The 21,508-nt window shown below is 41.0% G+C and carries 19 protein-coding genes; 11 read left to right on the forward strand and 8 right to left on the reverse strand.

The genetic code is table 11. The annotated features are described in order from the left end of the window. Positions 1 to 15 precede the first annotated feature (15 nt). Positions 16 to 2,175 (reverse strand): S46 family peptidase, encoded by a 2,160-nt coding sequence (locus DW182_RS01265; protein ID WP_199678528.1) that lies wholly within the window; start codon positions 2,173 to 2,175, stop codon positions 16 to 18. 13 nt (positions 2,176 to 2,188) lie between these two features. Next, the gene (locus DW182_RS01270) at positions 2,189 to 3,415 is read right to left on the reverse strand and encodes an anaerobic sulfatase-maturation protein (RefSeq protein WP_007664013.1); all 1,227 of its coding nucleotides are present in this window, start codon (positions 3,413 to 3,415) and stop codon (positions 2,189 to 2,191) included. A gap of 212 nt (positions 3,416 to 3,627) precedes the next feature. Here DW182_RS01270 and DW182_RS01275 point away from each other — a divergent pair, with 212 nt between their 5' ends. Next, the gene (locus DW182_RS01275) at positions 3,628 to 4,362 is read left to right on the forward strand and encodes a DUF4369 domain-containing protein (protein ID WP_118294387.1); all 735 of its coding nucleotides are present in this window, start codon (positions 3,628 to 3,630) and stop codon (positions 4,360 to 4,362) included. Here the strand turns inward: DW182_RS01275 and DW182_RS01280 are convergent. Beyond that, positions 4,356 to 5,108, reverse strand: coding sequence for a 1-acyl-sn-glycerol-3-phosphate acyltransferase (locus DW182_RS01280; RefSeq protein WP_044533485.1), 753 nt, complete (start codon positions 5,106 to 5,108; stop codon positions 4,356 to 4,358). The two genes, DW182_RS01275 and DW182_RS01280, sit on opposite strands and share 7 nt — an antisense overlap. Positions 5,109 to 6,644: 1,536 nt before the next feature. Here DW182_RS01280 and DW182_RS01290 point away from each other — a divergent pair. The 10 genes from DW182_RS01290 (at position 6,645) to DW182_RS01335 (ending at position 16,953) form a co-directional block, all read left to right on the forward strand. Beyond that, the gene (locus DW182_RS01290) at positions 6,645 to 7,730 is read left to right on the forward strand and encodes a hypothetical protein (RefSeq protein ID WP_118294388.1); all 1,086 of its coding nucleotides are present in this window, start codon (positions 6,645 to 6,647) and stop codon (positions 7,728 to 7,730) included. A gap of 205 nt (positions 7,731 to 7,935) precedes the next feature. Next, on the forward strand, positions 7,936 to 8,166 hold the full coding sequence (locus DW182_RS01295) for an NVEALA domain-containing protein (RefSeq protein ID WP_115501680.1): 231 nt from the start codon (positions 7,936 to 7,938) through the stop codon (positions 8,164 to 8,166). Next, a complete protein-coding gene (locus DW182_RS01300; RefSeq protein ID WP_118294389.1) occupies positions 8,147 to 9,226 on the forward strand; it encodes a BF3164 family lipoprotein in 1,080 nt (359 codons plus the stop codon). Before DW182_RS01295 ends, DW182_RS01300 begins: the two co-directional genes overlap by 20 nt. A gap of 264 nt (positions 9,227 to 9,490) precedes the next feature. After that, on the forward strand, positions 9,491 to 9,712 hold the full coding sequence (locus DW182_RS01305) for an NVEALA domain-containing protein (protein WP_021967989.1): 222 nt from the start codon (positions 9,491 to 9,493) through the stop codon (positions 9,710 to 9,712). 105 nt (positions 9,713 to 9,817) lie between these two features. After that, a complete protein-coding gene (locus DW182_RS01310; RefSeq protein WP_118216732.1) occupies positions 9,818 to 10,963 on the forward strand; it encodes a DUF4221 family protein in 1,146 nt (381 codons plus the stop codon). Between the two features lie 41 nt (positions 10,964 to 11,004). After that, complete coding sequence (locus DW182_RS01315) at positions 11,005 to 11,898, forward strand: DUF1573 domain-containing protein (protein WP_233564052.1); 894 nt, start codon at positions 11,005 to 11,007, stop codon at positions 11,896 to 11,898. A gap of 36 nt (positions 11,899 to 11,934) precedes the next feature. Beyond that, positions 11,935 to 12,843, forward strand: a complete 909-nt coding sequence (gene lepB / locus DW182_RS01320) for a signal peptidase I (protein WP_118294391.1) — start codon at positions 11,935 to 11,937, stop codon at positions 12,841 to 12,843. Beyond that, the gene (locus tag DW182_RS01325) at positions 12,840 to 14,522 is read left to right on the forward strand and encodes an O-antigen ligase family protein (RefSeq protein WP_118294392.1); all 1,683 of its coding nucleotides are present in this window, start codon (positions 12,840 to 12,842) and stop codon (positions 14,520 to 14,522) included. Before lepB ends, DW182_RS01325 begins: the two co-directional genes overlap by 4 nt. Before the next feature lie 8 nt (positions 14,523 to 14,530). After that, a complete protein-coding gene (locus DW182_RS01330) occupies positions 14,531 to 14,968 on the forward strand; it encodes a hypothetical protein (protein WP_021967994.1) in 438 nt (145 codons plus the stop codon). Between the two features lie 104 nt (positions 14,969 to 15,072). Further along, a complete protein-coding gene (locus DW182_RS01335) occupies positions 15,073 to 16,953 on the forward strand; it encodes a hypothetical protein (protein WP_118294532.1) in 1,881 nt (626 codons plus the stop codon). Positions 16,954 to 16,968: 15 nt separating this feature from the next. On the opposite strand, the gene DW182_RS01340 is transcribed toward DW182_RS01335, so the two are convergent. The 5 genes from DW182_RS01340 to DW182_RS01360 are packed head-to-tail and all read right to left on the reverse strand — an operon-like array spanning position 16,969 to position 21,492. After that, complete coding sequence (locus DW182_RS01340; RefSeq protein WP_118294393.1) at positions 16,969 to 18,132, reverse strand: metallophosphoesterase; 1,164 nt, start codon at positions 18,130 to 18,132, stop codon at positions 16,969 to 16,971. Beyond that, entirely contained in the window at positions 18,120 to 18,746 is a 627-nt protein-coding gene (locus DW182_RS01345) for a hypothetical protein (RefSeq protein WP_118294394.1), read from the reverse strand. The genes DW182_RS01340 and DW182_RS01345 overlap by 13 nt, the downstream gene beginning before the upstream one ends. Position 18,747: 1 nt before the next feature. Then, the gene (locus DW182_RS01350) at positions 18,748 to 19,233 is read right to left on the reverse strand and encodes an RNA polymerase sigma factor (RefSeq protein WP_044532429.1); all 486 of its coding nucleotides are present in this window, start codon (positions 19,231 to 19,233) and stop codon (positions 18,748 to 18,750) included. Positions 19,234 to 19,293: 60 nt separating this feature from the next. Then, positions 19,294 to 20,130: a vitamin B12 dependent-methionine synthase activation domain-containing protein gene (locus DW182_RS01355; protein WP_118294395.1), complete on the reverse strand. Its 837-nt coding sequence runs from the start codon at positions 20,128 to 20,130 to the stop codon at positions 19,294 to 19,296. Between the two features lie 15 nt (positions 20,131 to 20,145). After that, positions 20,146 to 21,492, reverse strand: coding sequence for a dihydroorotase (locus tag DW182_RS01360; protein WP_007663980.1), 1,347 nt, complete (start codon positions 21,490 to 21,492; stop codon positions 20,146 to 20,148). Between the last annotated feature and the right edge of the window lie 16 nt (positions 21,493 to 21,508).

Genomic DNA, 21,508 nt, shown 5'->3' on the forward strand with positions numbered 1-21,508 from the left:
GGGGAGATAGATCAGTTATTCAACAATTGTCATTTCATTGATCAGATGCTCGCATCCTCCCAGTTTTTCGAGGATGAACAGTACATAACGGATATCCAGATTGATGCAACGTTGCAAGTTGTTATCGAAATTGATGTCACCACTCAGAGACTCCCAGTTACCGTCGAAAGCACATCCGATCAATTCACCGTTTGCATTCAGTACCGGGCTACCGGAGTTACCACCGGTAATATCGTTCGTGCTCAGGAAGCAAACCGGCATGTCACCGTTCGGCAACGCATAGCGTCCGAAATCCTTCTTCTGAATCAGTTCCTTCAATTTGGCAGGAACTACGAATTCACGGTCTTCGGGATTTTCTTTTTCCAGAATACCGTCTGTAGTGGTATAGTATTTATAGTGTACGGCATCACGCGGATTGTAAGATTTTACATTTCCGTAGGTCAGACGGATTGTAAAGTTGGCATCCGGATAAGATGGAACAGGCTCTTTCATTTCGCCCAGACCACGGATATATGCTTTGTGCAGCAAGGTCAGTTCTTTGGAAGTGCTGTTCAAATCTTTTGCCAATGCCATCATCTTTTCAATCTTGGCATGTGAATATTGGGTTGCAATATCTTTCTCGATAGCTTTTACCGTAGGTTTCTTTAAGAACTTGTCGAAGTTAGCCTGATTGGCCAGGATGGAGTTGTCATACATAGCATCGATGTATGCATTGTAATCACCTTTGAATTCCTTTTCGATAGTCTGATAGAAAGCCGGACGCTGTTCTGCCGGAATGATTTCAGCATATACCGGGAAGATAGCTTTAGCCACTTTACGGTCTACTTCATGGTCGTAGTCTTTGTTGTGGATATCAGCAAAAACTTCTTTCAACTGTTCTATGGATTTATTGATCAGAGAGTCATTCTTTTCTTCCAGACCTTTTTTCAGGTTGTCCATAACCATGTACGGGCTACCGAATTCAATGGCGCCGCTGAATGCTTCCATCAGATAATAATACTGAGTGGTTAATGGCATCGTTTGGTTTACAATGGCATCGATCTTTTCTACTACACCTTCGTATTCCGGCTTGCCTTTGGCAAATTCTGCGAATCTTTTCTCCTGTTCTGCTTTCGTACCCAGCACATCATTATCAATGATCGCTTTGTTCATGCCGATAGAATTTTTCCAGTAGTTGCTGCTGCCGGCATATTTGTTGGCATATTGTATGCGAGTCTTATCACTGGCAGCCATCACTTCTTTCAGTACGGCAAGACGTGCGCCACGGATGGTGATACGGGGTTGGTTCTGTGCTTCCATACGTTCTTTTACTTCCGATACGGTGAGGTAGCGGCTTGTGCTTCCGGGGAACCCCATAATCATGGCATAATCGCCTTCCTCCAGCCCCTTGATTGAGATGGGCAGGTATTTCGGAGTTTTCAGGGGCACGTTTGATGCTGAATATTCTGCGGGATCACCCTTAGCGTCAGCATAAATACGGAACATGGAGAAGTCTCCCGTATGGCGTGGCCACATCCAGTTGTCCGTCTCTCCACCGAATTTACCGATAGAGGAGGGGGGAGCAGCTACCATGCGTACGTCTGTGTATACTTTCTTGTAGAACAGGTAATATTTGTTACCGGCATAGAATGGCAATGCTTGTACTTCGATGCCCTTCTTGTCCTTCAGATCGCTTTTTTCGAATAATTCCTTAGCCAGTTTGTTGAGGAACGGGCGAGTCATTGCATTCACTTCCGTCACTTCGCCGGCAGCGATTTTCTGGTTTACGATGTCCGTGATATCTTCAATACGGTCCACGAACTGGAACTTCAATCCCGGAGTAGGCAATTCCTCGCTACGGTTTTTAGCCCAGAAACCATCTGTCAGATAGTCATGTTCCACACTACTGTGTTGTTGGATAGAAGCATAGCCACAGTGGTGGTTAGTCAGGATCAGACCTTCCGGTGAGATAATCTCACCCGTACAGCCTCCTCCGAAGATACCTACCGCATCTTTCAGTGAGACTCCGCCCGGATTGTACAAGTCGTCTGCTTCCAGTTTCAGCCCTTGCTTTTTCATTAACTCAATGGAGTTCTGCTGTTTCATCAACTGCAACAACCACATTCCTTCGTCGGCACGCATTGCAGAACCGAACGCCAGCGCAGAGAGCGCCACTAAATAGGTCTTAATTTTCATTCTTACTTGATTATTATGATTTTGTTTTTATGAAATCCATCACATTGGCAGGCGGGCGCTGATTCATCAGCTCGTTCTTCATGAAGTCCATATACGGAGCCACATGACTGAAGAAACGGTGATACCCTTTACATAGATAGTTCAATCCCGGTTCTCCGCTTGCCGTCCGTGCAAAACGGTTCTTGGGACATTCGCCGTTGCAGGCAAACAGCCACTCACATTCACGGCACTGAGTGGGCAACGATTGCTGTTTCATCTGCCCGAAAGCCTGTTGCTTTTCACTGTACATCATTTCCACCAGTGTCTTCTGGTAAATGTTTCCTAACTTATATTCGGGGAATACAAAATGGTCGCAGGAATATACATCTCCGTTGAATTCCATTACTCCGGCATGCCCGCAGGTCTTTGCCATGGTGCATACCCCCGGCTGTTCGCCTATCCAGTTGGCTAGGGTAGAGTCGAACAACTGAATGTAATATGTGCCTACATCCTTTTTCACCCATTCGTCGAAGAGAGTACAGAGGAAATTGCCCCATTGTTCCGGGCTGACGGAGAAGTCCGCCAGTTCGGCCACCTCTTCCCGGTCGGCGAGTGAGGCGAGGTGTCGTCCGTCCTGATGTCCGAATACTCGCTCTACGATGGGGGCAAACTGTATGTAGTGGCAGCCTATTTCCTTGAAGAAGTTGTAAAATTCCAGCGGATAATCGGCATTGTAGTCATTCACTACCGCCATTCCGTTCCATTCTACACCATGCTTCTTCAATAAATTGATGCCTTGCATCACCTTTACGAAAGAGGGCTTTCCCTGCTTGTTTTTTCGATATTCGTCATGAAACTCCTGCGGCCCGTCGATAGAAACTCCCACCAGCCAGTTGTTTTCACGGAAGAATTCGCACCATTCATCCGTCAGCATGGTTCCGTTGGTTTGTATGCTGTTGTCTATGGTGCGTCCGCGTGCATATTTCTTTTGCAGCTCCATCGCCTTTTTGTAGAAAGACAACGGGCGCATCAGGGTTTCCCCGCCATGCCAGGTGAACATTACCTGCGGCATGGTTTGCGAATTAATATACTCTTCAATAAACTTTTCCAGCAACTCTTCGCTCATTACATGCTTGGGGTTGTTCTGGTATAGTTTACTCTTTTCCAGGTAGTAACAGTAGTCGCATGCAAGGTTGCAAACGGCCCCTACCGGTTTCAGCATGACGTAGAGTGGCTTGGCAAAAGGAGCATAAGTTGACATAGGAGACTATCTTGTTTCAGTAATAGGGTTTACATTTTGTTACTTATCACTGCAAAAATAAGTAAACTAAATGAAATATCCTTTCTTTTCTCCCTCCTTATAAGGATTATTAATGGAAAAAAGAGAGCAAAATTTAAATATTGATAAAAAGTTTCTTTACAGCGCGAATAGGTTGTACCTTTGTATCGTATTTCTTAAAAATCGTTTCCTGCATGATTAGAATGAATGTGAACCGTATTTTGCCCTTAATGCTTTTGCTCGTGCTTTTTGCTTCGTGCAGTCGCAAGTATAAAGTGGAGGGTGTGTCATCGGTGACCAGTCTCGACGGTAAGATGTTATACCTGAAAACGCTCCGCGACGGGCAATGGATAACAGTTGACTCTGCCGAAGTGGTACACGGTTTGTTCTCAACGAGTGGCCCGTCAGACTCTGTGATGATGGTGACGCTCTACATGAATGATGAGGCTATCATGCCTCTTGTACTTGAGAACGGTAAAGTTGAAGTCTCCATATCCAACTCTCAACTCACCGCTAAAGGTACACCGCTAAACAATGCTTTGTATGAATTCATCGAAAAGCGCAATGCGCTTGAGCTGAAGATTGAAGAACTGGAAAAGAAAGAGGCACGTATGGTTCTGGATGGCGCCGCATTGGATGACATCCATGAGCAACTGACTCAGGAGGGAGAGGCCTTGATAAAAGAAATGAATGACTATATAAAGGAGTTTATTTCTGCCAATTATGAGAATGTCCTTGGTCCTAGTGTATTCATGATGATGTGCAGCACGCTGCCTTATCCCATCATGACCCCACAGATAGAGGATATCATCCGTACGGCTCCCCAGTCTTTCAAGAGTACTCCTTTGGTGAGGGAATTCCTCGATAAAGCCAAAGAGAATATGAAATTAATAGAGGAACATCAACGCATGGAGGAGAGCAATCACTGATCCTCGTTTTTCACCATTCCCTTGTATTCTTCCGGTAAAGCACTTTCTACGGCGGCGTAGGCTTCGGCCATCGTCGCCTTGATGTTTTCTATACCTTGCCCTTTGGGTGGGATAGGGTCGTGAATGGTCAGTATCATGCGATGGCGATGTATCCACTTACCGGTGCGGGGTAGGATTTGGAATGAGCCGTCGATAGTGACAGGTACTACTTCCAATTGCAATTCGTCTGCCAACTGGAAAGCGCCTTTCTTGAAGTATCCCATGTGTCCTGTAAAAGTACGTGCTCCTTCCGGGAATACCACCAATGATACGCCATCTTTCAGTGACGCCTTTGCCTGACGAATGGTTTCCAGTACTTTCTTAGGGCCTGAACGGTCGACAAAGATGTGTCCTGCGCTTTCACAGGCTTTTCCTACGAAAGGTAATTTCCGCAGGCTCTTCTTCATCATCCACTTGAAGTTGCGTCCCAGGAATCCGTAGATCAGGAAGATGTCGAATGCACCCTGATGGTTGGGCACGAATACGTACGATGTATGTTTATGTATCTTTTCCCGACCGCGCACCTTAACAGGGATCAGCAGGAAAACGCAAATGAGTTGTGACCATATTTTTCCGGGATAATATCCCCAGATGTGTGCACCGCCTATCAGTGAGCCGACAATCGTGACCAAAGCCGTAAGAATAGTCAATACCAGCAGAATTGGCAATGCAAAACATATTTGGTAAATGTAATAGAGTATCTTCATAGGTGTTGGATTTTTATTGCTGCAAAGATATATATTTTGATTTAGATATACTACCCGGCAATGGCACTTTTAATGGTACATACAATGTCATAATGCAAAGCAAGTAATGTTGTGACACGAAACATTCTTTGTTTGGTACCACAACATTGCTTGTTGCCATCTCTTCTTTTACAGTAATAGTAACTTTAGACTTAAGAATTTGTGACTTTCTGTATAATAGCCTGTTTTTTTATTGTCAGTTATTCGTTTTTATATTCAAAAAAGGAAACAGTGAAGAGGTGCTGTTAAGGTTTTGAGAAGTCTTGTTAAGGGTCAATTGGGGTCAGGGTCACCTATAACCCCGGTTACAGATGGATTTGATTCTTTGTGGATTTGTATAGTGTTGTTATACAGTGAAATATACAGTTGCTTGCGTGCCGGATATTGCTTTGGGATCTATTTTTATATATTGGCGGTCTGCACAATTTTGAAGACTTTTATATAGGTAAAAATTCGATATATATGATTTTATTGTGCGTAAATCTTTTTATGTTGAGTGCAATATGGAATCTATTATCTATGCGAATCAGGAGTTGATTTTAATCCCTGCAGAAAGGAAGGAAATTCAGTTGACGAGGGGACAAGTTGACAAGGGGACAAGGGGCTGCGCAATGCTTCTGTGCCGCATGGCCCTTGTTCCCTTGTCAACTTGTCCCCTCGTCAACTAATTCAAAACCGTATAGTAATGAACTACCCCTGCTGATATATTTAGATAGTTGATTGATTATCAGTAGATAGCATTTACCGATGATTTACTGTAAGATGTAAAAGCGTTTACCGCCGTATGTAACGACCTTTACTCCTTATTGTAACGACCTTTACCTCGGCATGTAACGGCTTTTACCTCGGCATGTAAATGGAGTTACCGTGTGGAGTGAACGAAGTTACCATTTGGGGTAAACAGAAGCTTACCACAGAGTAATGTCTCGCGGAGTTCTTGGTCTTTTGATTTCAACTTGACTCAAGTTTCGGAAGTAGGCTGAAAGCCTTTTATCTTACAGCCCGGGGTAACACCCCGGGATACAGTTTACCCCCTATCTCTGCGCCCTGAAAGGGCAAAATACTGTTTTCAACTGATGCCCTTTCAGGGCGCAACGTTCTATGCATGCAGAGACTTTTCTTGACATGTAATGAAATTACTTCCTTCGTTTGACTAAAATGCGGGGCTATAAGTGACCCTGACCCTGAATTGGCCTCTTCGTTTCTTATTTGTGATTTTTCAATATGCTGATAATTAGTTAGTAATAGCTGTTTTAAACTTCTGTTTATTAAATTAAATGATGTATGTCTTTCAGGGAATATTAGAGTGTATTCTTTATATTTGCTGGCTGAAAAAACTTTATAATTATAGTCTGAAAGGGGATTTTTTGAGCGCACATAAATGATGCCTGGCTATATTCAGAAGATGTTTTTAAATCTGTAGTGACTTTACGGTATAATTGCTTGATGATGGGCTTCTTTTTATGTACTTTTGTGGCATACACATTTATAAATGCCATGAAATACTATAAACAAACATTATACATATTGTGCGGATTGCTGCTGACTACTGTAGGCTTGCTTGTGTACTCGCTGTACCTAAGTGGGGTGGAAAATCAGGGGAAAGATAAAAAGACTGCTGAGGTGCTGTTGAAACATGTGGCCGGAATATGGCTGAAATGTGAGTCTGAAAAGTGGGAAATACCATTTTATTCTGTTGGTGTTGGTACGAAAAAGAAGAAAAGGACTAAACGTCATCTCGTATTGTCCGAAGGTGAATTTACGGTAGAAGTTGATTCTTTGAAAGATAAAAGAAGTATTTTCATTCCTGAGACATCTGAAAATAGTTGCATTCGTATTTTATTTTTGATTGGAGAACCATCTGTTGAAAAGTTAAACAAATTATGGCAAGAGTGTCTGGACAATAGATTATCTGGTTATAATTGTGGGCTAAAATTAGTTTATAAATTACCGAATGGCAGAGAGGGATGCTCACGTGCTTTTACCGGAAATCTCACTTTTGATTCTCCCATACATAAGTTAGGGAATTATTATTTGGATGATATGTACTATATTGAGGTGTTTGCTTATCTTTCTGCGCCGTCTGTATGGCGGTGTCTCGGTTGGGGAGATATGAAGGTTGTGCTATTTATGGTAGTAGTTGTGGCTTGTATAATCAGTATCATTCTTATTTGGATGAAAAATGGTAAAAAGTTGAATGATAATGAGTATTTGCCCTTGGGCGATGAAGCTCAGTCGTCAAGTATTGTTTGTTGCATAGCTGATGGTGAATATCAGGTAGGAGAGATACTTTGGAATGAAAAAGAAAAGAAGATAACATTTCGGGATATCTCACTGCATTGTTCTAATCAGCCCGGTAACCTACTTTCTGCTTTTATTCGTGCAGAAGGATTTTTCTTGTCGAACACCCAAATTTCTGAAATTTGTAACTGGAATCCTGACGATATAGGTGTAAGTGTAAAAAGAAGATCAGCCATGGCCCAATTAAGGCGTTTGTTGAAGAGCGATGAGTCTCACGTAAATGTAAAATCGGGAAAGAATGAAATGAAGGAAAACGGATATTATCTGTGTATAGAGAAGTAACTTTTTTGTTGTAGAATAGTTGATGAATAGGAGAACTTAGAACCTTGATAAAATGAAATGGAGTGAATTAAGCCTATTTTAATAGATTTATTAATTAACCCCCAAAAAAACACGCTTTCTTACACTATTTTCTCACTCTGTGAGGTAGGTTGTGTGTCTATAATAATCCATACATTTGCCAACATAAAACAAAAATATATGGATTATGAAAAACAATTTTAGAAGGAAAATACTAATTGTAGTAGCAATTGTTCTTGTAGTAGGAATTTATAGTAGCAAGAAACAGCCATCTATTGAAACATCATCTTTATTATTGGAAAATGTAGAAGCTTTGGCGTACGGAGAAAGCGATTATGTTCGGTGTTTAGGCATTGGATCCTTAGATTGTCCTGTTTATAATGTAAAAGTGTATTCTTATGAAACGGCATCTCGTTAATATTATTAATATCCTTTATCTCTTTTTTCTTCTTTCCTGTACTTCCCAATCAACTGTCTCTATAAATAATGGATATGTTGATTTCCCTGAAGTCCGGGCACTAAAAGCAAAGACGATACAATTGGATACAGCCTTGTTCTGTTACCCTTTTCGGGTGCATGCTTGGGACAATAAAGCTGTGGTGCTGGATTTGCATGGAACGGATCATTATTTTCATGCATTCAGTTATCCGGAGTTTCATTATTTGTCTTCTTTTGGAAAAAGAGGAGATTCACCCGAAGAGATGCTTTCGGCTGAAAACTTCCGATGGGGTGAAAAATGCTTGTGGACATTGGATGCAAATAAGTCGGAATTAACAGAGTTAGGGTTTGCTTTATCCGGCGACACATTACTTCGCCAAGAAGTGGTGAAGCTGGATAAAGATATCCTCCGGGCTTTAGATTTTATAATATATGAGGACTTCACTTTTATCATTCCTGACTATACAGGCGATAACCGTTTCTGTCAAGTTAGTTCAGAAGGAAAGTTGTTACGGAAGTTCGGGGCAATCCCTTCTGCCAACGAAGAAGCTTTGGCGAACTCCCGTCCTGCATTGGCACAGGCTTGGCGTAGTTTTATTGACTACAACCCTCGTAAGGGTGTGTTGGTTGCTGCTACCCAGTTGGGTGAGGTTCTGGAAATCTATAACTTGAAAGACAGCACGCATGTTGTCTGCATCGGTCCGCATGGCGAACCGGAGTTTCAGGTCGCAGAGGGCTATGGTATACCGACAGGGATTATGGGTTTTGGTGATGTACAAGTGACGGATAATGCTATTTATGCTGTTTTCCAAGGGAAAAGCTTCAAGGATATTATGGAGAGCGCCAAGCAGGGAAACAAATTACCGGATGGCGGACAATCTATTTATGTGTTTAGTCTGAGAGGGGAACCGCTTCGGAAATATGTGCTGGACCATTATGTTCATGGCATTTTTGTTGATGAACAGAGAGGGGCTATCATAGCTATGGATGTGAATATGGATGAGCCGATAGTGGAATACAGTTTTCATCCTGTAGAATAATTCCGAAATGAAATGACAGTCGGACGGAAATGGCCATTCTGTTTTGAAGGTGATTTTATTTCATAAATGCCTGAAAGAAAGGATTGCCAATGCAAAAGTAAGAATTCACTTAGTGAAAAAAGTATAAACCGGTTTAGCTGTGACGACAGCATGATATGAAATGATCTCAGCGAGATATTCTGTGTCTTGCTTCTCTGCTGCACAACATTGTTTTGTGCTTGATATTAAATATTAAACGTATTTTGAATTTAAAACAATTTTACGATGAAAAAGTTTTTGAAATATGCTTTTGTTGCAATTTTTGCGACAACTGCAGGGTATGGTGTCTATGCTTCGCAAAGAGCTGAGGCTATGTCTGACTTAATGTCGGCTAATGTGGAAGCCTTAGCTCGTTATGAAGGTGATGGGTACTGTCACACAAATATTGATTATAGTGCTATTTGTAACTATTATGATATTTGGGATATTTGCCCTTGTGGTTTCTAATAAAAAAATAGGTTATTAACATTAGGAATGTTTTAGAGTGAGTGTTTTGGATAATATTTGAAATACTTGCTTTAAAACATTCCGTAAAAATAGTATGAAAATAACATGAAAAACATTTTATTACTTTTATTATTCTGTGTCCTTATCTCGTGTAAGAATGAGAAGTCTTCAAATACTTATTCTTATAATTTGAAAGCGTCAGAAATTATAAAAAGTTTTGTTTTAGATTCTGATGTGAAATACAATGCTTTTTATTTGTATACGTTCAGTGATGACAAAGGAAAAGAATATTTGACTTTTCTCAATTACCGAACTAATCAGATACTCTTTTATGATTTAGAAACAACAGATTTTCTTTTTAAATTGAATTTAAACTCTGAGGGTCCCCATGGTGTTGTTCAACCTACGGGACTTTATGTAAAGGACCTTAATCATATATATGTCTCTTCTTATGCTTATTCTGGGTTGATGAGAGTGGATACAACTTGTCATATTATTCAAAAAATTCCCTATGGAATTACAAGTAAAGGGTATAATGTACTTCCATCATATACACCCTCTTCGCATCCGTATATAGCACCTGTTATTATTGATAAAAAGATATATATCACTCAGAATGCAATAGATCGTTTTCATCCTATAGTTGATACTCCTCTCAGTGTAGTAATTGACACAGTTCAAAAGAGTTGTGAAGATCTTCCTTTGACCTATGGAATTTTGACAGAAAAGGAGTTGGCTATTAAAGACCCCCGATTTAGTCGTGTATTTAATGGAAAGGAATTTATCTATTCTTTTTATGTAAGTGAAGATATTGTGGTTACATCTGTTGATCATTCTGAAGTAAAGAAGATTAGTGTGAAAAGTAAATATTTGGACTCTCCGATAGTGAAACAAGAAGTTTCAGAACGAGGACCTCAACTCAATCTTGAATTAGCGCGTTATGGCGATTTGATATATGATCCATATCGGGAAGTCTATTATCGTTTTGTTTATCCCAAGACAACTTTGGAAGATAATATTCGCTGGTGGGGAAAATCTGTTTATGGAAGGAAAAAATTTTCAGTTATTATATTGAATAAGGATTTCCAAATTATAGGAGAAACATTGTTTCCAGAGTCTATATATAATTCTTATGTCTTTTTTGTTCATAAAGATGGGCTATATATAAGCCGTGATTATCAAATGATATATGGACAATCGGAAGATTATATGACATTTGAATTATTTAATTTGGTGAAAGAAGATTTTTAGTTTATATATTTCGATATATAGGAAAACAAATGTGCAGGTTTATGTATGAATTGAAAACTGTAATAAGAAAACTTTTTATAGCTTGTTTTTTATGTCTTTTTTTGATATCTTGTAAAGATGCAAAAACTGATGCTATTATTTCCTTGTTACAAAAATGGGATGGCAAAGAAATATTATTCCCCAAATCTCCGATATTTACTATAAAAGGGAAAGATACTATACTTTATCCCATATTAGATGAATATAAGATATTAACTTATGTTGATTCAATAGGATGTACTAGTTGTAAATTAAAGCTTTCTCAGTGGAAAGAATTTATGGCGCTTGTTGATTCGGTGAAAAGTGAGTCTATTCAGTTCTTATATTTCTTTTATCCTAAACGGAGTGCTGATGTATGTCAATTGCTAAGAGCTGAAGATTTTGATTATCCTATATGTATTGATGAGCAAGATTCATTGAATAAACTGAATGATTTTCCTTCTGAAATTGCCTTTCAGACTTTTCTGTTAGATAAAAATAATAGAGTCCTTGCTATTGGTAATCCAATTCATAATTCTAAAATAAAAGAAATCTATTTGAAGATAATTCAGGGTGGTGAAGTAAAACTTGATGGCGAGAAAAACGTCATTCAAACGAAAGTAAATGTTGATAAGTCTGTTATATCTTTAGGTCACTTTGACTGGCAAAAAAAGCAGAAAGCATCGTTTGTATTGAAGAATATAGGTAAGAGTCTTCTGGTGATACAAGATGTAAATGCCTCGTGTGGTTGCACTGAAGTCACCTATTCAAAAGAACCGGTGCGACCGGGGGATTCTATATTATTGGATGTCAGCTATAAGGCAGAAACTCCCGGAAGTTTTAATAAGACTATCACTGTATATTGTAATGCCAACTCTTCCCCGCTAGTTTTGAGAATAACAGGGGATGCGGAATAACTTTATTAGAAAATCAGCAAGCAGGTTAAAAGTAGAATGACTAAGAATGAACCCCATAAGATAAAGAATATAGATTGGTATCTTGATAAGATTCTAAACCTGTTTTTGATGGCCTGCGGAGCAGTACTGGTCTGGATATTGCTTCAAGTGACCTGTATTGCTACATTCAAGATCCCTTCTGACTCGATGGAGCCTGCCCTACTTGACGGAGATAATATTCTGGTGAATAAATGCGTGATGGGAGGGCGTCTGTTCAATGTGTGGGATGCTTTGGGAGACAAGGAAGTAGACATATACCGTTTACCCGAATTGGGCAAGGTAAAAAGAAATGATGTATTGGTTTTTAATTTCCCCTACTTGGAGCAACGTTGGGACAGTATCGCATTCAGGGTAATGAAATATTATGTGAAGCGTTGTGTTGCTTTGCCCGGTGATACATTTGAAATAAGTAGGGGGCATTATAAAGTACATGGCTATATTTCAGAATTGGGCAATGTGGAGTCACAGGATAATTTGATGCGGATTGTTGAGCGTGGCCGGGAAGTGGACTATGGAATTGTGATGAGGGGTTATCCTTATAGTGATATTGTGGATTGGGATATAATGAATTTTGGTCCTTTATATCTCCCGGCAAAAGGCGATGTGATAGGGATGACTTCCAAACATGTTGCTTTGTATCGGAATGCAATAGAATGGGAACAGAAAAAGAAACTTTTGTTACGTGGAGATACGGTTTTGTTGAACGATAGTGTAATACACACATACCGTTTCAAGGAGAATTATTATTTTGTGGCAGGTGATAAGGTGATGAACTCTCAGGATTCCCGCTATTGGGGCTTGTTGCCCGAACCTTTTATTGTAGGGAAAGCTGTCAGGATATGGAAGTCTGTAGATAGGAATACGGATAAAATAAGGTGGAACAGGATATTTAAAAAGATAGAATGATAAAGTTGCAGATACATACAGTAAAGGATACCGTGACTGCTTGCCTGCTTTTTGTGGCAGTCTGTGCTCCATTAGGGGTAGTGCGGATTATTACACCTGAACTGCCAGCCGAGGAAGCTATAGGGCAGTGGGTATGGTTCGGAAAAGCTCTCTTACTTTCAAGTATTTGTATTCTCATTGCAAGTTTATTGCAACTGATGGGGAAAGATACCCGGAAGCATGTATTGCGTTTCTCCTATTTCTCTGTTTGCGTGTCGTGGGGATTCATGTTGTGTGGTGCTCTTGAGGCTATTGGAGGATTACGTCAGCTGTATGGTTTTGCCGCTTCCGGTCATTCGCGTTATGCGCTTACAGGCTCTTTCTTCAATCCGGGACCGTATGCGGGGTATCTGGCAATGGTATTGCCTGTTTGTCTGCATTTGTATTTATGTATTTCTAAAGATAAAACAGTTATTCATTATTTGGAAAAGGGGATGATTGCCCTAACCGGTATTCTTATCCTCTGCGTATTGCCCGCTACCATGAGCCGTTCTGCATGGATTGCTGCCGCTGTGGGATGTGGCTGGGTAACATATATGCATCGTGATAAACGCAGGTGGTATGTTTTGTGGGAAAGATATAAGAGGCGCTATGTATTATGGGGAACAGGAATTTTCTTTGTTCTGATACTGGGAGGTGTCGGGGCTTTTGTTCTGAAACCGGATTCTGCGTTAGGGCGTCTGTTTATGTGGAAAGTAACCTGTAAGGCGATAGCCAATCATCCTTGGGGGTGTGAAAAAGGTTTTGCCTTTGCTTATGGTGAGGCGCAGGAATCTTATTTTGAGCAAGGGAATTATGCTGTATGGGAAGAGCGTGTAGCGGGTAGCCCGGAGTATGCATTTAATGAATATCTGTCGCTTGCCTTGACAGAGGGGATTGCAGTTTGTGCAGTGGTTGTGGTGGTGATTGGAATGTGTCTGAGAATGGGCATGAAACGTGGCCGCTATGGCATTTGTGGTGCAATCCTGTCTTTGCTTGTTTTTTCTTTCTCCTCTTATCCCATGCATTTTCCGGCATTTGTGGTAGCCGGTGTATGCTTGCTTCTTGCTTGTGGAATAGGTGATGTCATTGGTAAACCTTTCATTCTTTGTGTATGCCTCACTTTATGGGCAGGTGGATATATGGAAAAGTGGCAACAGGAAAAGGATGCTTGTGGGAAATGGATGTATGCACGTATGCTGTATCACTCAGGCGGCTATAAGGCAGCCAATGAGGCTTACGAGAAACTTTATCCGGTATTGAGAGGTAGAGGGGCATTTCTGTTTGAGTATGGACACAGTCTGCATAAGTCCTTCCTGTATGGTGATTCCAATAAATATCTGGAAGAGGCTTGCCGATACAGTTCCGACCCGATGGTATTGAATGTCATGGGCAAAAATTATCAGGAACAACATTGTTATGAACAGGCTGAGAAGTTCTTCTATAGGGCTATCCACCGTTTGCCCGGCAGGATTTACCCCTACTATCTGTTAGCCAACCTTTATGCGGAACCGGATTTTTATAAACCCGACAAGTTGAAGGAAGCGGCAGACAGTGTACTGACTAAAGAACCTAAAGTACACTCAACTGCCATAGATGAAATGCGTAGTGAGGTCAGGGAGATATTAAAACGAAAAGACAAATGTGAAATAAAAAAATGAAATAAGCTATGGATACATATAACGATAATTGGTGTTCTTGCTTGTTGTTCAGGAATAAACAACTGACTAAAGAATTGAAGCGGTTTGAAGACTTTTCTACTCTGTCCGGTTCTTCTTCGCGTATGTTGGCTTTGAGTCAACTACTCAAGCTACATCTGACTCCTGCCTATGGAATTATAAGGAATGAATACGAATGGCAGAATTTATTTGCAGTGATTGATTTGCTTTATGGTGATGATTGGCTACCGGCTGATCTGGAGATTACCCATTTGAGCTTGCAAGAATTGAAGTTGTGCTATCTGGTGCGTGCCCGGTTAACCAATAAGGCTATTTCTCTTCTTTTCAATATTACTCCAAAGTCTGTACTGAAAGCAAAGCAGCGTATCAAGATGAAGCTGTCTTTATCGGGTACAGATAGTTTTGATGAATATATACAGCGGCATTGAGACTTTTATATCGATTGAAATCTCTATATTATTATCTAAATAATGACAGAATTATGCATAGGAACTTTTTTCTGATAGTTGTATTTTTATCTCTTTTTTCATGTATGGGTACTGTAGACCGTTTGGAATGGGCTTTGACCTTGGCCGGTGAAAATAGAACAGAGTTGGAAAAGGTACTTCAATACTATAAAGATGATAGTCTTAAGTATAAGGCAGCATGCTTTCTGATTGAGAATATGCCTTACCATTATGGTTATGAGGATGCGCGGCTGGATAGTGTGAAGGCTGTACTGGCTACTGCTCCGTTGGGAGATGGGTATATTCCGGATAGTGAGAGGAAAAGAAAGTGGAAGTCTTTTAATTATAAATCATTGCCCATATTACAGGATGTGCAGCGAATGACAGCTGCTCTTTTGATAGAGAATATAGACGTAGCCTTCGAAACTTGGAATAGGGTGTCTTGGGCTAAATACTATTCGTTTGATGATTTTTGTGAATGGATATTACCATATCGTGTGGGTGATGAACCTTTGGAAAGTTGGCGGAAGGCTTATTATGATCATTACCATCCTATACTGGACTCTCTTTATCAGGGTGAGAATATCCTCGAAGCTGCCGATGCTTTGAATAAATTCTTGAAGTATGAAACCCCTTTTTCTCCTAATTCAGATTTTGATTTACCGCATTTGGGGGCTAAATATCTGTTGAAATACAGGTTGGGCACTTGTAAGGAGACGACGGATCATACAGTATATATATTCCGGTCGTTGGGTTTTCCTGTGGGGATAGACGAATATCTGTATTCTCCTTCCAATCAGAATTCACATGTCTGGAATATACTTAAAAACACGGATGGAAAACCCCTTTCCTTTTGGTACATGGATTCCCGTGATCTGGCAGTCGGAATGACTGATGGACGTAAAAAGGGGAAGGTTTATCGTATGCAGTATGGAATTCAAGAGGAGAAATATCAGGGAGTATATAAGGATAATAGTACTCCTTCAGTGGTTCGGAATCCTTTGTTGAAAGACGTGACAGAAGAATATTTCGGGAGCAATGAGTATCCAGTTAGGATAGATGGGAAGGTTAAAAGTAAATTTGTGGCTTTAGGAATTTTTACACCTTTCGGTTATGTTCCGGTGGACGTAGCTTTGCGGGATGGTGATCAGGCTATTGTGAGGAATATTGAGCCGGGAGTCGTCTACCAGCCTTTGTGCAATGAGAAAGGGCTTTTCCAGCCATGTGGTTATCCGTTTATGATAAAGGATGATACGGTACGGACTTTTGTCCCGGATATGGACAAGAATGTTTCTCTGTCTATTAAACGAAAGTATCCATTGCAGAATCATATTCTTGAGTATATGTCGTGGATGACCGGTTCTAAAATAGAAGGAAGCAATGATATAAATTTCCGCAATAAGGAAATTTTGTATTGTATTGCGGATACACCTCGGGTGAATGTAAACTTTTATCCATCCCATCCTTCACGCCCTTACCGTTATGTACGTTTTGTTCCCCGTGATGGTTGGCGTGCGGAGGTTGCAGAGTTGGCTTTTTATGAGAATATTCATGATGATGTGGCAATTTCTTCAAAGGCTATATTAGGTTGTCCTCCTGTTGATGGCAATCCTGCACATGCTATGGATAAAGCGAATGATGGTGACTGGCTTACATTTTTCTTTTCTGAGGAAGCAAATGGCACAGTAACGTTTGATTTACAAAATCCTACTTGGATCAGGAAAATATTGTTTGTTCCCCGTAATGACGATAATTTTATTACGCCCGGTAATAGCTATGAACTTTTTTATCAAGATGGTGTGATGGGCTGGAGATCACTTGGCAAACAGATAGCTACTACCTATGAATTGATTCATACGAATATACCGGAGGGAGCTTTATTGTGGTTGCGTAATCTTACTCGGGGCAAAGAAGAACAAATCTTCTATATTGAAGAAGGTAAGCAACGTTTTGTTGGGTATGAATGAAAATCTTATTACGTATTAGTTACGCAACGTCAGCACCGTAATTTCGGGCCATGCTCCAAAGCGAAATGGCAATCCGACATAGCCGATGCCTATATTGACATATAATCCCCGGTCTCCTTCTGTGTACATTCCTCTCCATTCGGGATAAATCAGTGAAGCGAGTGAATGACCGAACATAATGGCTTGCATTGCATGAGTATGTCCGGCAAGCATCAGCTCAATGTCTGTGTCTGGCAATACTTCCCGCCGCCAATGGGTAGGATTGTGGCTCAACAAAACACGAAACATGCCGTCTGTTCCTTCAGAAGCCTTCTTTAAGTCGGCAAATTGGGAAAAGGGTGGTTCTCCATCATTTTCCACACCAATAAGGGCTATACTATCTCCCTGATGGTATAATGTAGTATGTTCATTATTCAGTAGTTCCCATCCCATTGCCTTTTCCATACGCACCAGGTTGTCAATGTTATTCACCTGTTCTTTCAGGTCTTTCCAACGGTAGTAACTTCCGTAATCATGGTTACCCAAAATAGAATATACTCCATCTTTGGCATGCAGTTGTGACAGAATATTTTGAAAACCTTCCATCTCACAGCTGCGTTGATTCACCAAGTCACCGGTGAACACAATTAAATCAGGTTTTTGCTCATTGACCAATTTTACCAATTCATGGATAGGCTTTTCATTCTCTATCCAGCTGCCGATATGTATATCAGATAACTGTACGATGCGGTATCCGTCGAATGCTTTAGGCAGGTTCGGGTGATGGAATTCTATTTCTTTTACTTCAAACTTACTGATGCCTACCAGTGTGCCATAAAGAATATTGAAGAAACTGACTACTCCCAGCACCAATCCTACGGCTGTAAATGGCGAACGGGGCCAGCGCAGTAGATAATGGAAAGGTAATCCCACCAGTGAGCATATCATAAATATCGTTTTGGGGATGGCAAACAGGAAAATGGCAATTGCCAGTCTTCCAATGGCCTGGGCATGGTGTGCCATTGCATTTTCACCTATGCCTTGCATCAACAGAAAGTAACCTGAAATTAATAATAGGGTAGGTATCCAGTGGATAATACGTAACCGGATGTTTTTGGTTTTCCGGATAATGTACATAAAATAGATGTACGCATCAGGGATCAGTAGAAAAAGGATAAGGAGTAAGGTTATTCTGTGCATATATCTTCTAATTCTTCTATATTCTTCTTGATATCGTTAAGATGTTTATAAGCTACTTTCTTGTATAACAGGTAAATGATGGCAACATCGCAGAGCACAAAGAATGCGATCAGGGTAGCCTGGACGCCAAAGGATGCCTTATAATATCCCATTACCCAATAATTGAGAATGTTGAATATAATTACCCATGCGATGATGGCGATAATCTCATACCTTGTCCATCGACGGAAACTTGCCATGCGCTTACTAACAATAGCTACGGGCATTTCTTCAATCTTTGTGTTCCTTATCCAGCGATAGTTTTTATGGTCCCACCAGATCCCTATCAGAATACTGATTCCAACAAAAATTACAAGTGTATTTATTTTAGGCTGCCATTCTTCGGTGATTTGAAAAATGGATGGCAATAACCAAATAACCAGAAGGAGAGCAAGCCCTACCACTCCGATGCCTATGGAGAAGCGCTGCCAACCTGTAAGACGCCCTATACTTTTACGTGCGTTTGCCTTATATTCGGCAATCATGCCTGCAATCTGCTTTTCGTCGGCAATCGGCTCTTTCTTCAATTGCTCGTCCAGTGCATTCCAAGATTTCTTCAGTTCATCCAGTTCCATATCATTCCTCCTTGTTCATTTTTCTAAGTTTGTCCTTAATCCGGCTAATTTTGGTAGCAATGTTTGTTATTGTCAGTCCGGTAATTTCAGCAATTTCCTCGTAGCTTTTTTCTTCCAGATAAAGCAGAATTATGGATTTTTCCAGTTGTCCCAATCGGTTGATCATCCGATAGAGTTGCTTTAACATGTTTTGTGTTTCGTCCAATTCTTCCATCCGGTCGGAATCTTGACTCAAGGTCACGATTTCGGGGATGTTCTTTTCTTTACGGATAAAGCTGATACAAGTATTTAAAGCGATGCGGTAAATCCATGTGGAGACTTTACACTCCCGTCGGAACTTGGGATAGGCCCTCCACAGATTGAGTACAACGTCCTGATATAAATCGTTCAGGGTAGCATTCGGCGTAGTATACAAATAGCACACTTTGTATATGACGCGTTCATACTCCCGTATTACGGACAGGAACTCTTGTTCTACATTCTCCATCGTCTTCTTCTTGCTTCTTGAATTGCTTTTGTACTGTTAGTCGCAAAGGAAGTCGGATAATCACAGGTTTGCAGCCAAAAATTTTCTGATTTCCTTTACGGACATCTTCCTGCGTCGTGCATAATCTTCCAGTTGGTCATTACCTATCTTGCCAACAGCGAAATAGCGTGCAGCCGGATGTGCCAATATCAGTCCACAGACTGTGGCATGCGGACGCATAGCTCCATTCTCAGTCAGAGTAATACCTATTTGCTCCATATGAAGCAAGTCGTTCAATAGGAAATTAACAGACTGGTCGGGCAGGGAGGGGTAGCCTACGGCAGGTCGTATGCCCTGGAACTTTTCTCTCAACAAATCCGGAATAGAAAGGTTCTCATCTTTAACATACCCCCAGGCAACCTTGCGTACGTATTCATGCATCTTCTCTGTTGCTGCTTCGGCAAGCCGGTCGGCAAGTGTCTGCACCAACATGCGTTTGTAGGTATCGTTTTCATATAGAAGTTCCACTTCTCCGTCACACGATGCAGCAAAAATACCTACCGTATCAGGAATACCTGAAGATAGCGGACGTACAAAGTCGCTAAGACAAAGAAAGGGACTGCCATCCGGATGTGGGATCTGCTGGCGGAGTAAAGGAAAAAGCTTTCCATCCAGTATCAGATTATCTCCATCGGCATTGGCTTCACATAGACGGAAAATAATGTGGACATGATAATTTTTATCCAGTTGGTTGAGCATCTGGTTTGCTTCCTTAAACAGCTGCATGGCTTCAGCCGCTTTGGCACGTTCTTTTTCCTTGGGTTGGAAACCCCATGCATGAAAGAAATATATCCAGTTGATATATGGAGCAACCTCGTGAATGGTATACGTCAATACCTTATCCACTGAATTATTCATCGCTAAATTTTAGTATTAATAATCGAATCTCAGTTCTTCACCGCGGTAAGTATCATCTACTTGACCGTCACTATATATCAGATGTCCATTCGCAAATGTCTTTTCTACTTTCCAACGGAAAGAATTACCTTCGAGCGGACTCCATCCGCATTTGCTGAGTATATTCTCAGTATTGACTTCCCAACGTTCGCCATGACTGACAAGTACGAGGTCGGCCTGATAGCCTTCGCGAATATAACCGCGATTGCAGATACCATATATCTGGGCAGGGGCATGACACATTTTCTCAACAATGGTTTCGATAGAAAAAATGCCTTTTTCCGCCAGTTCAAGCATACTGACCAAGGAGAATTGAATCATTGGCATACCCGACATTGCTTTCAAGGCACCACCTTCTTTCTCGCTGAGCAGGTGAGGTGCATGGTCGGTAGCAATGACATCGATAACTCCGGTGTTGACTGCATTCCGTAAGGCATCGCGGTCAGCTTGTTTCTTAATGGAAGGATTACATTTGATGCGGGTTCCCAGTTCTTTATAATCCTGTTGGCGGTATAGCAGATGTGCAATGCAGGCTTCGGCTGTAATATGTTTATCTTCCAATGGAGCATCACTGAACAGTTGCAATTCTTTTGCAGTAGAAACATGCAGCACATGCAAGCGTGCACCGGCTAGGCTTGCCATACGTATAGCAAGTTGTGATGAGGAATAACACGCTGCTACAGAACGTATGTTGGGATGTTTGCTGATTGGGATTTCCGGTGCGTTACGGAACATTTCCTTGTAATATTCAGTATTCTTTTTGATAATCTCCTGGCTCTCGCAATGAGTTGCAATCAGCATATCTGTTCCGTTGAAAATGTTCAGCAGACTGTTACTTTTGTCTACCAACATATTACCGGTGCTGGAACCCATAAAGAGTTTGATGCCGCATACACGATGTTTGTCCAGCTTACTGAACTCTGTGTAATTATTATTGGTGGCACCGAAGTAGCAGGAATGGTTGACAATACACTTCTCATTCAAAAGATCGAATTTCTGTTCAAGTGCATCAAGAGTGGTAGTCAATGGCTGTGTATTCGGCATGTCCATGATGGAAGTGACACCACCGGCGGCGGCGGCACGGCTTTCGGTAAAGATATCCGCTTTATGGGTCAGTCCCGGATCACGGAAATGTACATGGTCGTCAATGATACCCGGAAGCAGACAGCAGCCGGTAGCATCTATTGTTTCATCACAAGGGGCGGACAGTTCTTTGCCATAAGTCAACACCTCGGCAATCTTTCCGTTTTCAATTACTATGGAACCTTGCACAGAATGTCCCTCGTTAACTATTGTAGCGTTATGTATCAGAGTTCTTTTCATCTTCTGCTAAATCATT

It is taken from the genome of Bacteroides sp. AM16-24, from assembly GCF_003471885.1.
In the GTDB taxonomy this organism is placed as follows: Bacteria; Bacteroidota; Bacteroidia; order Bacteroidales; family Bacteroidaceae; genus Bacteroides.

Coding starts and splice junctions, on each gene's coding strand:
- DW182_RS01290 (WP_118294388.1), top strand. CDS start 6,645: ATGAAATACTATAAACAAACATTATACATATTGTGCGGATTGCTGCTG.
- DW182_RS01345 (WP_118294394.1), bottom strand. CDS start 18,746: ATGGAACTGGATGAACTGAAGAAATCTTGGAATGCACTGGACGAGCAA.
- DW182_RS01280 (WP_044533485.1), bottom strand. CDS start 5,108: ATGAAGATACTCTATTACATTTACCAAATATGTTTTGCATTGCCAATT.
- DW182_RS01325 (WP_118294392.1), top strand. CDS start 12,840: ATGATAAAGTTGCAGATACATACAGTAAAGGATACCGTGACTGCTTGC.
- DW182_RS01315 (WP_233564052.1), top strand. CDS start 11,005: ATGTATGAATTGAAAACTGTAATAAGAAAACTTTTTATAGCTTGTTTT.
- DW182_RS01275 (WP_118294387.1), top strand. CDS start 3,628: ATGATTAGAATGAATGTGAACCGTATTTTGCCCTTAATGCTTTTGCTC.
- DW182_RS01350 (WP_044532429.1), bottom strand. CDS start 19,233: ATGGAGAATGTAGAACAAGAGTTCCTGTCCGTAATACGGGAGTATGAA.
- DW182_RS01340 (WP_118294393.1), bottom strand. CDS start 18,132: ATGCACAGAATAACCTTACTCCTTATCCTTTTTCTACTGATCCCTGAT.
- DW182_RS01310 (WP_118216732.1), top strand. CDS start 9,818: ATGAAAAACATTTTATTACTTTTATTATTCTGTGTCCTTATCTCGTGT.
- DW182_RS01265 (WP_199678528.1), bottom strand. CDS start 2,175: ATGAAAATTAAGACCTATTTAGTGGCGCTCTCTGCGCTGGCGTTCGGT.
- DW182_RS01295 (WP_115501680.1), top strand. CDS start 7,936: ATGAAAAACAATTTTAGAAGGAAAATACTAATTGTAGTAGCAATTGTT.
- DW182_RS01355 (WP_118294395.1), bottom strand. CDS start 20,130: ATGAATAATTCAGTGGATAAGGTATTGACGTATACCATTCACGAGGTT.
- DW182_RS01305 (WP_021967989.1), top strand. CDS start 9,491: ATGAAAAAGTTTTTGAAATATGCTTTTGTTGCAATTTTTGCGACAACT.
- lepB (WP_118294391.1), top strand. CDS start 11,935: ATGACTAAGAATGAACCCCATAAGATAAAGAATATAGATTGGTATCTT.
- DW182_RS01300 (WP_118294389.1), top strand. CDS start 8,147: ATGAAACGGCATCTCGTTAATATTATTAATATCCTTTATCTCTTTTTT.
- DW182_RS01270 (WP_007664013.1), bottom strand. CDS start 3,415: ATGTCAACTTATGCTCCTTTTGCCAAGCCACTCTACGTCATGCTGAAA.
- DW182_RS01330 (WP_021967994.1), top strand. CDS start 14,531: ATGGATACATATAACGATAATTGGTGTTCTTGCTTGTTGTTCAGGAAT.
- DW182_RS01360 (WP_007663980.1), bottom strand. CDS start 21,492: ATGAAAAGAACTCTGATACATAACGCTACAATAGTTAACGAGGGACAT.
- DW182_RS01335 (WP_118294532.1), top strand. CDS start 15,073: ATGGGTACTGTAGACCGTTTGGAATGGGCTTTGACCTTGGCCGGTGAA.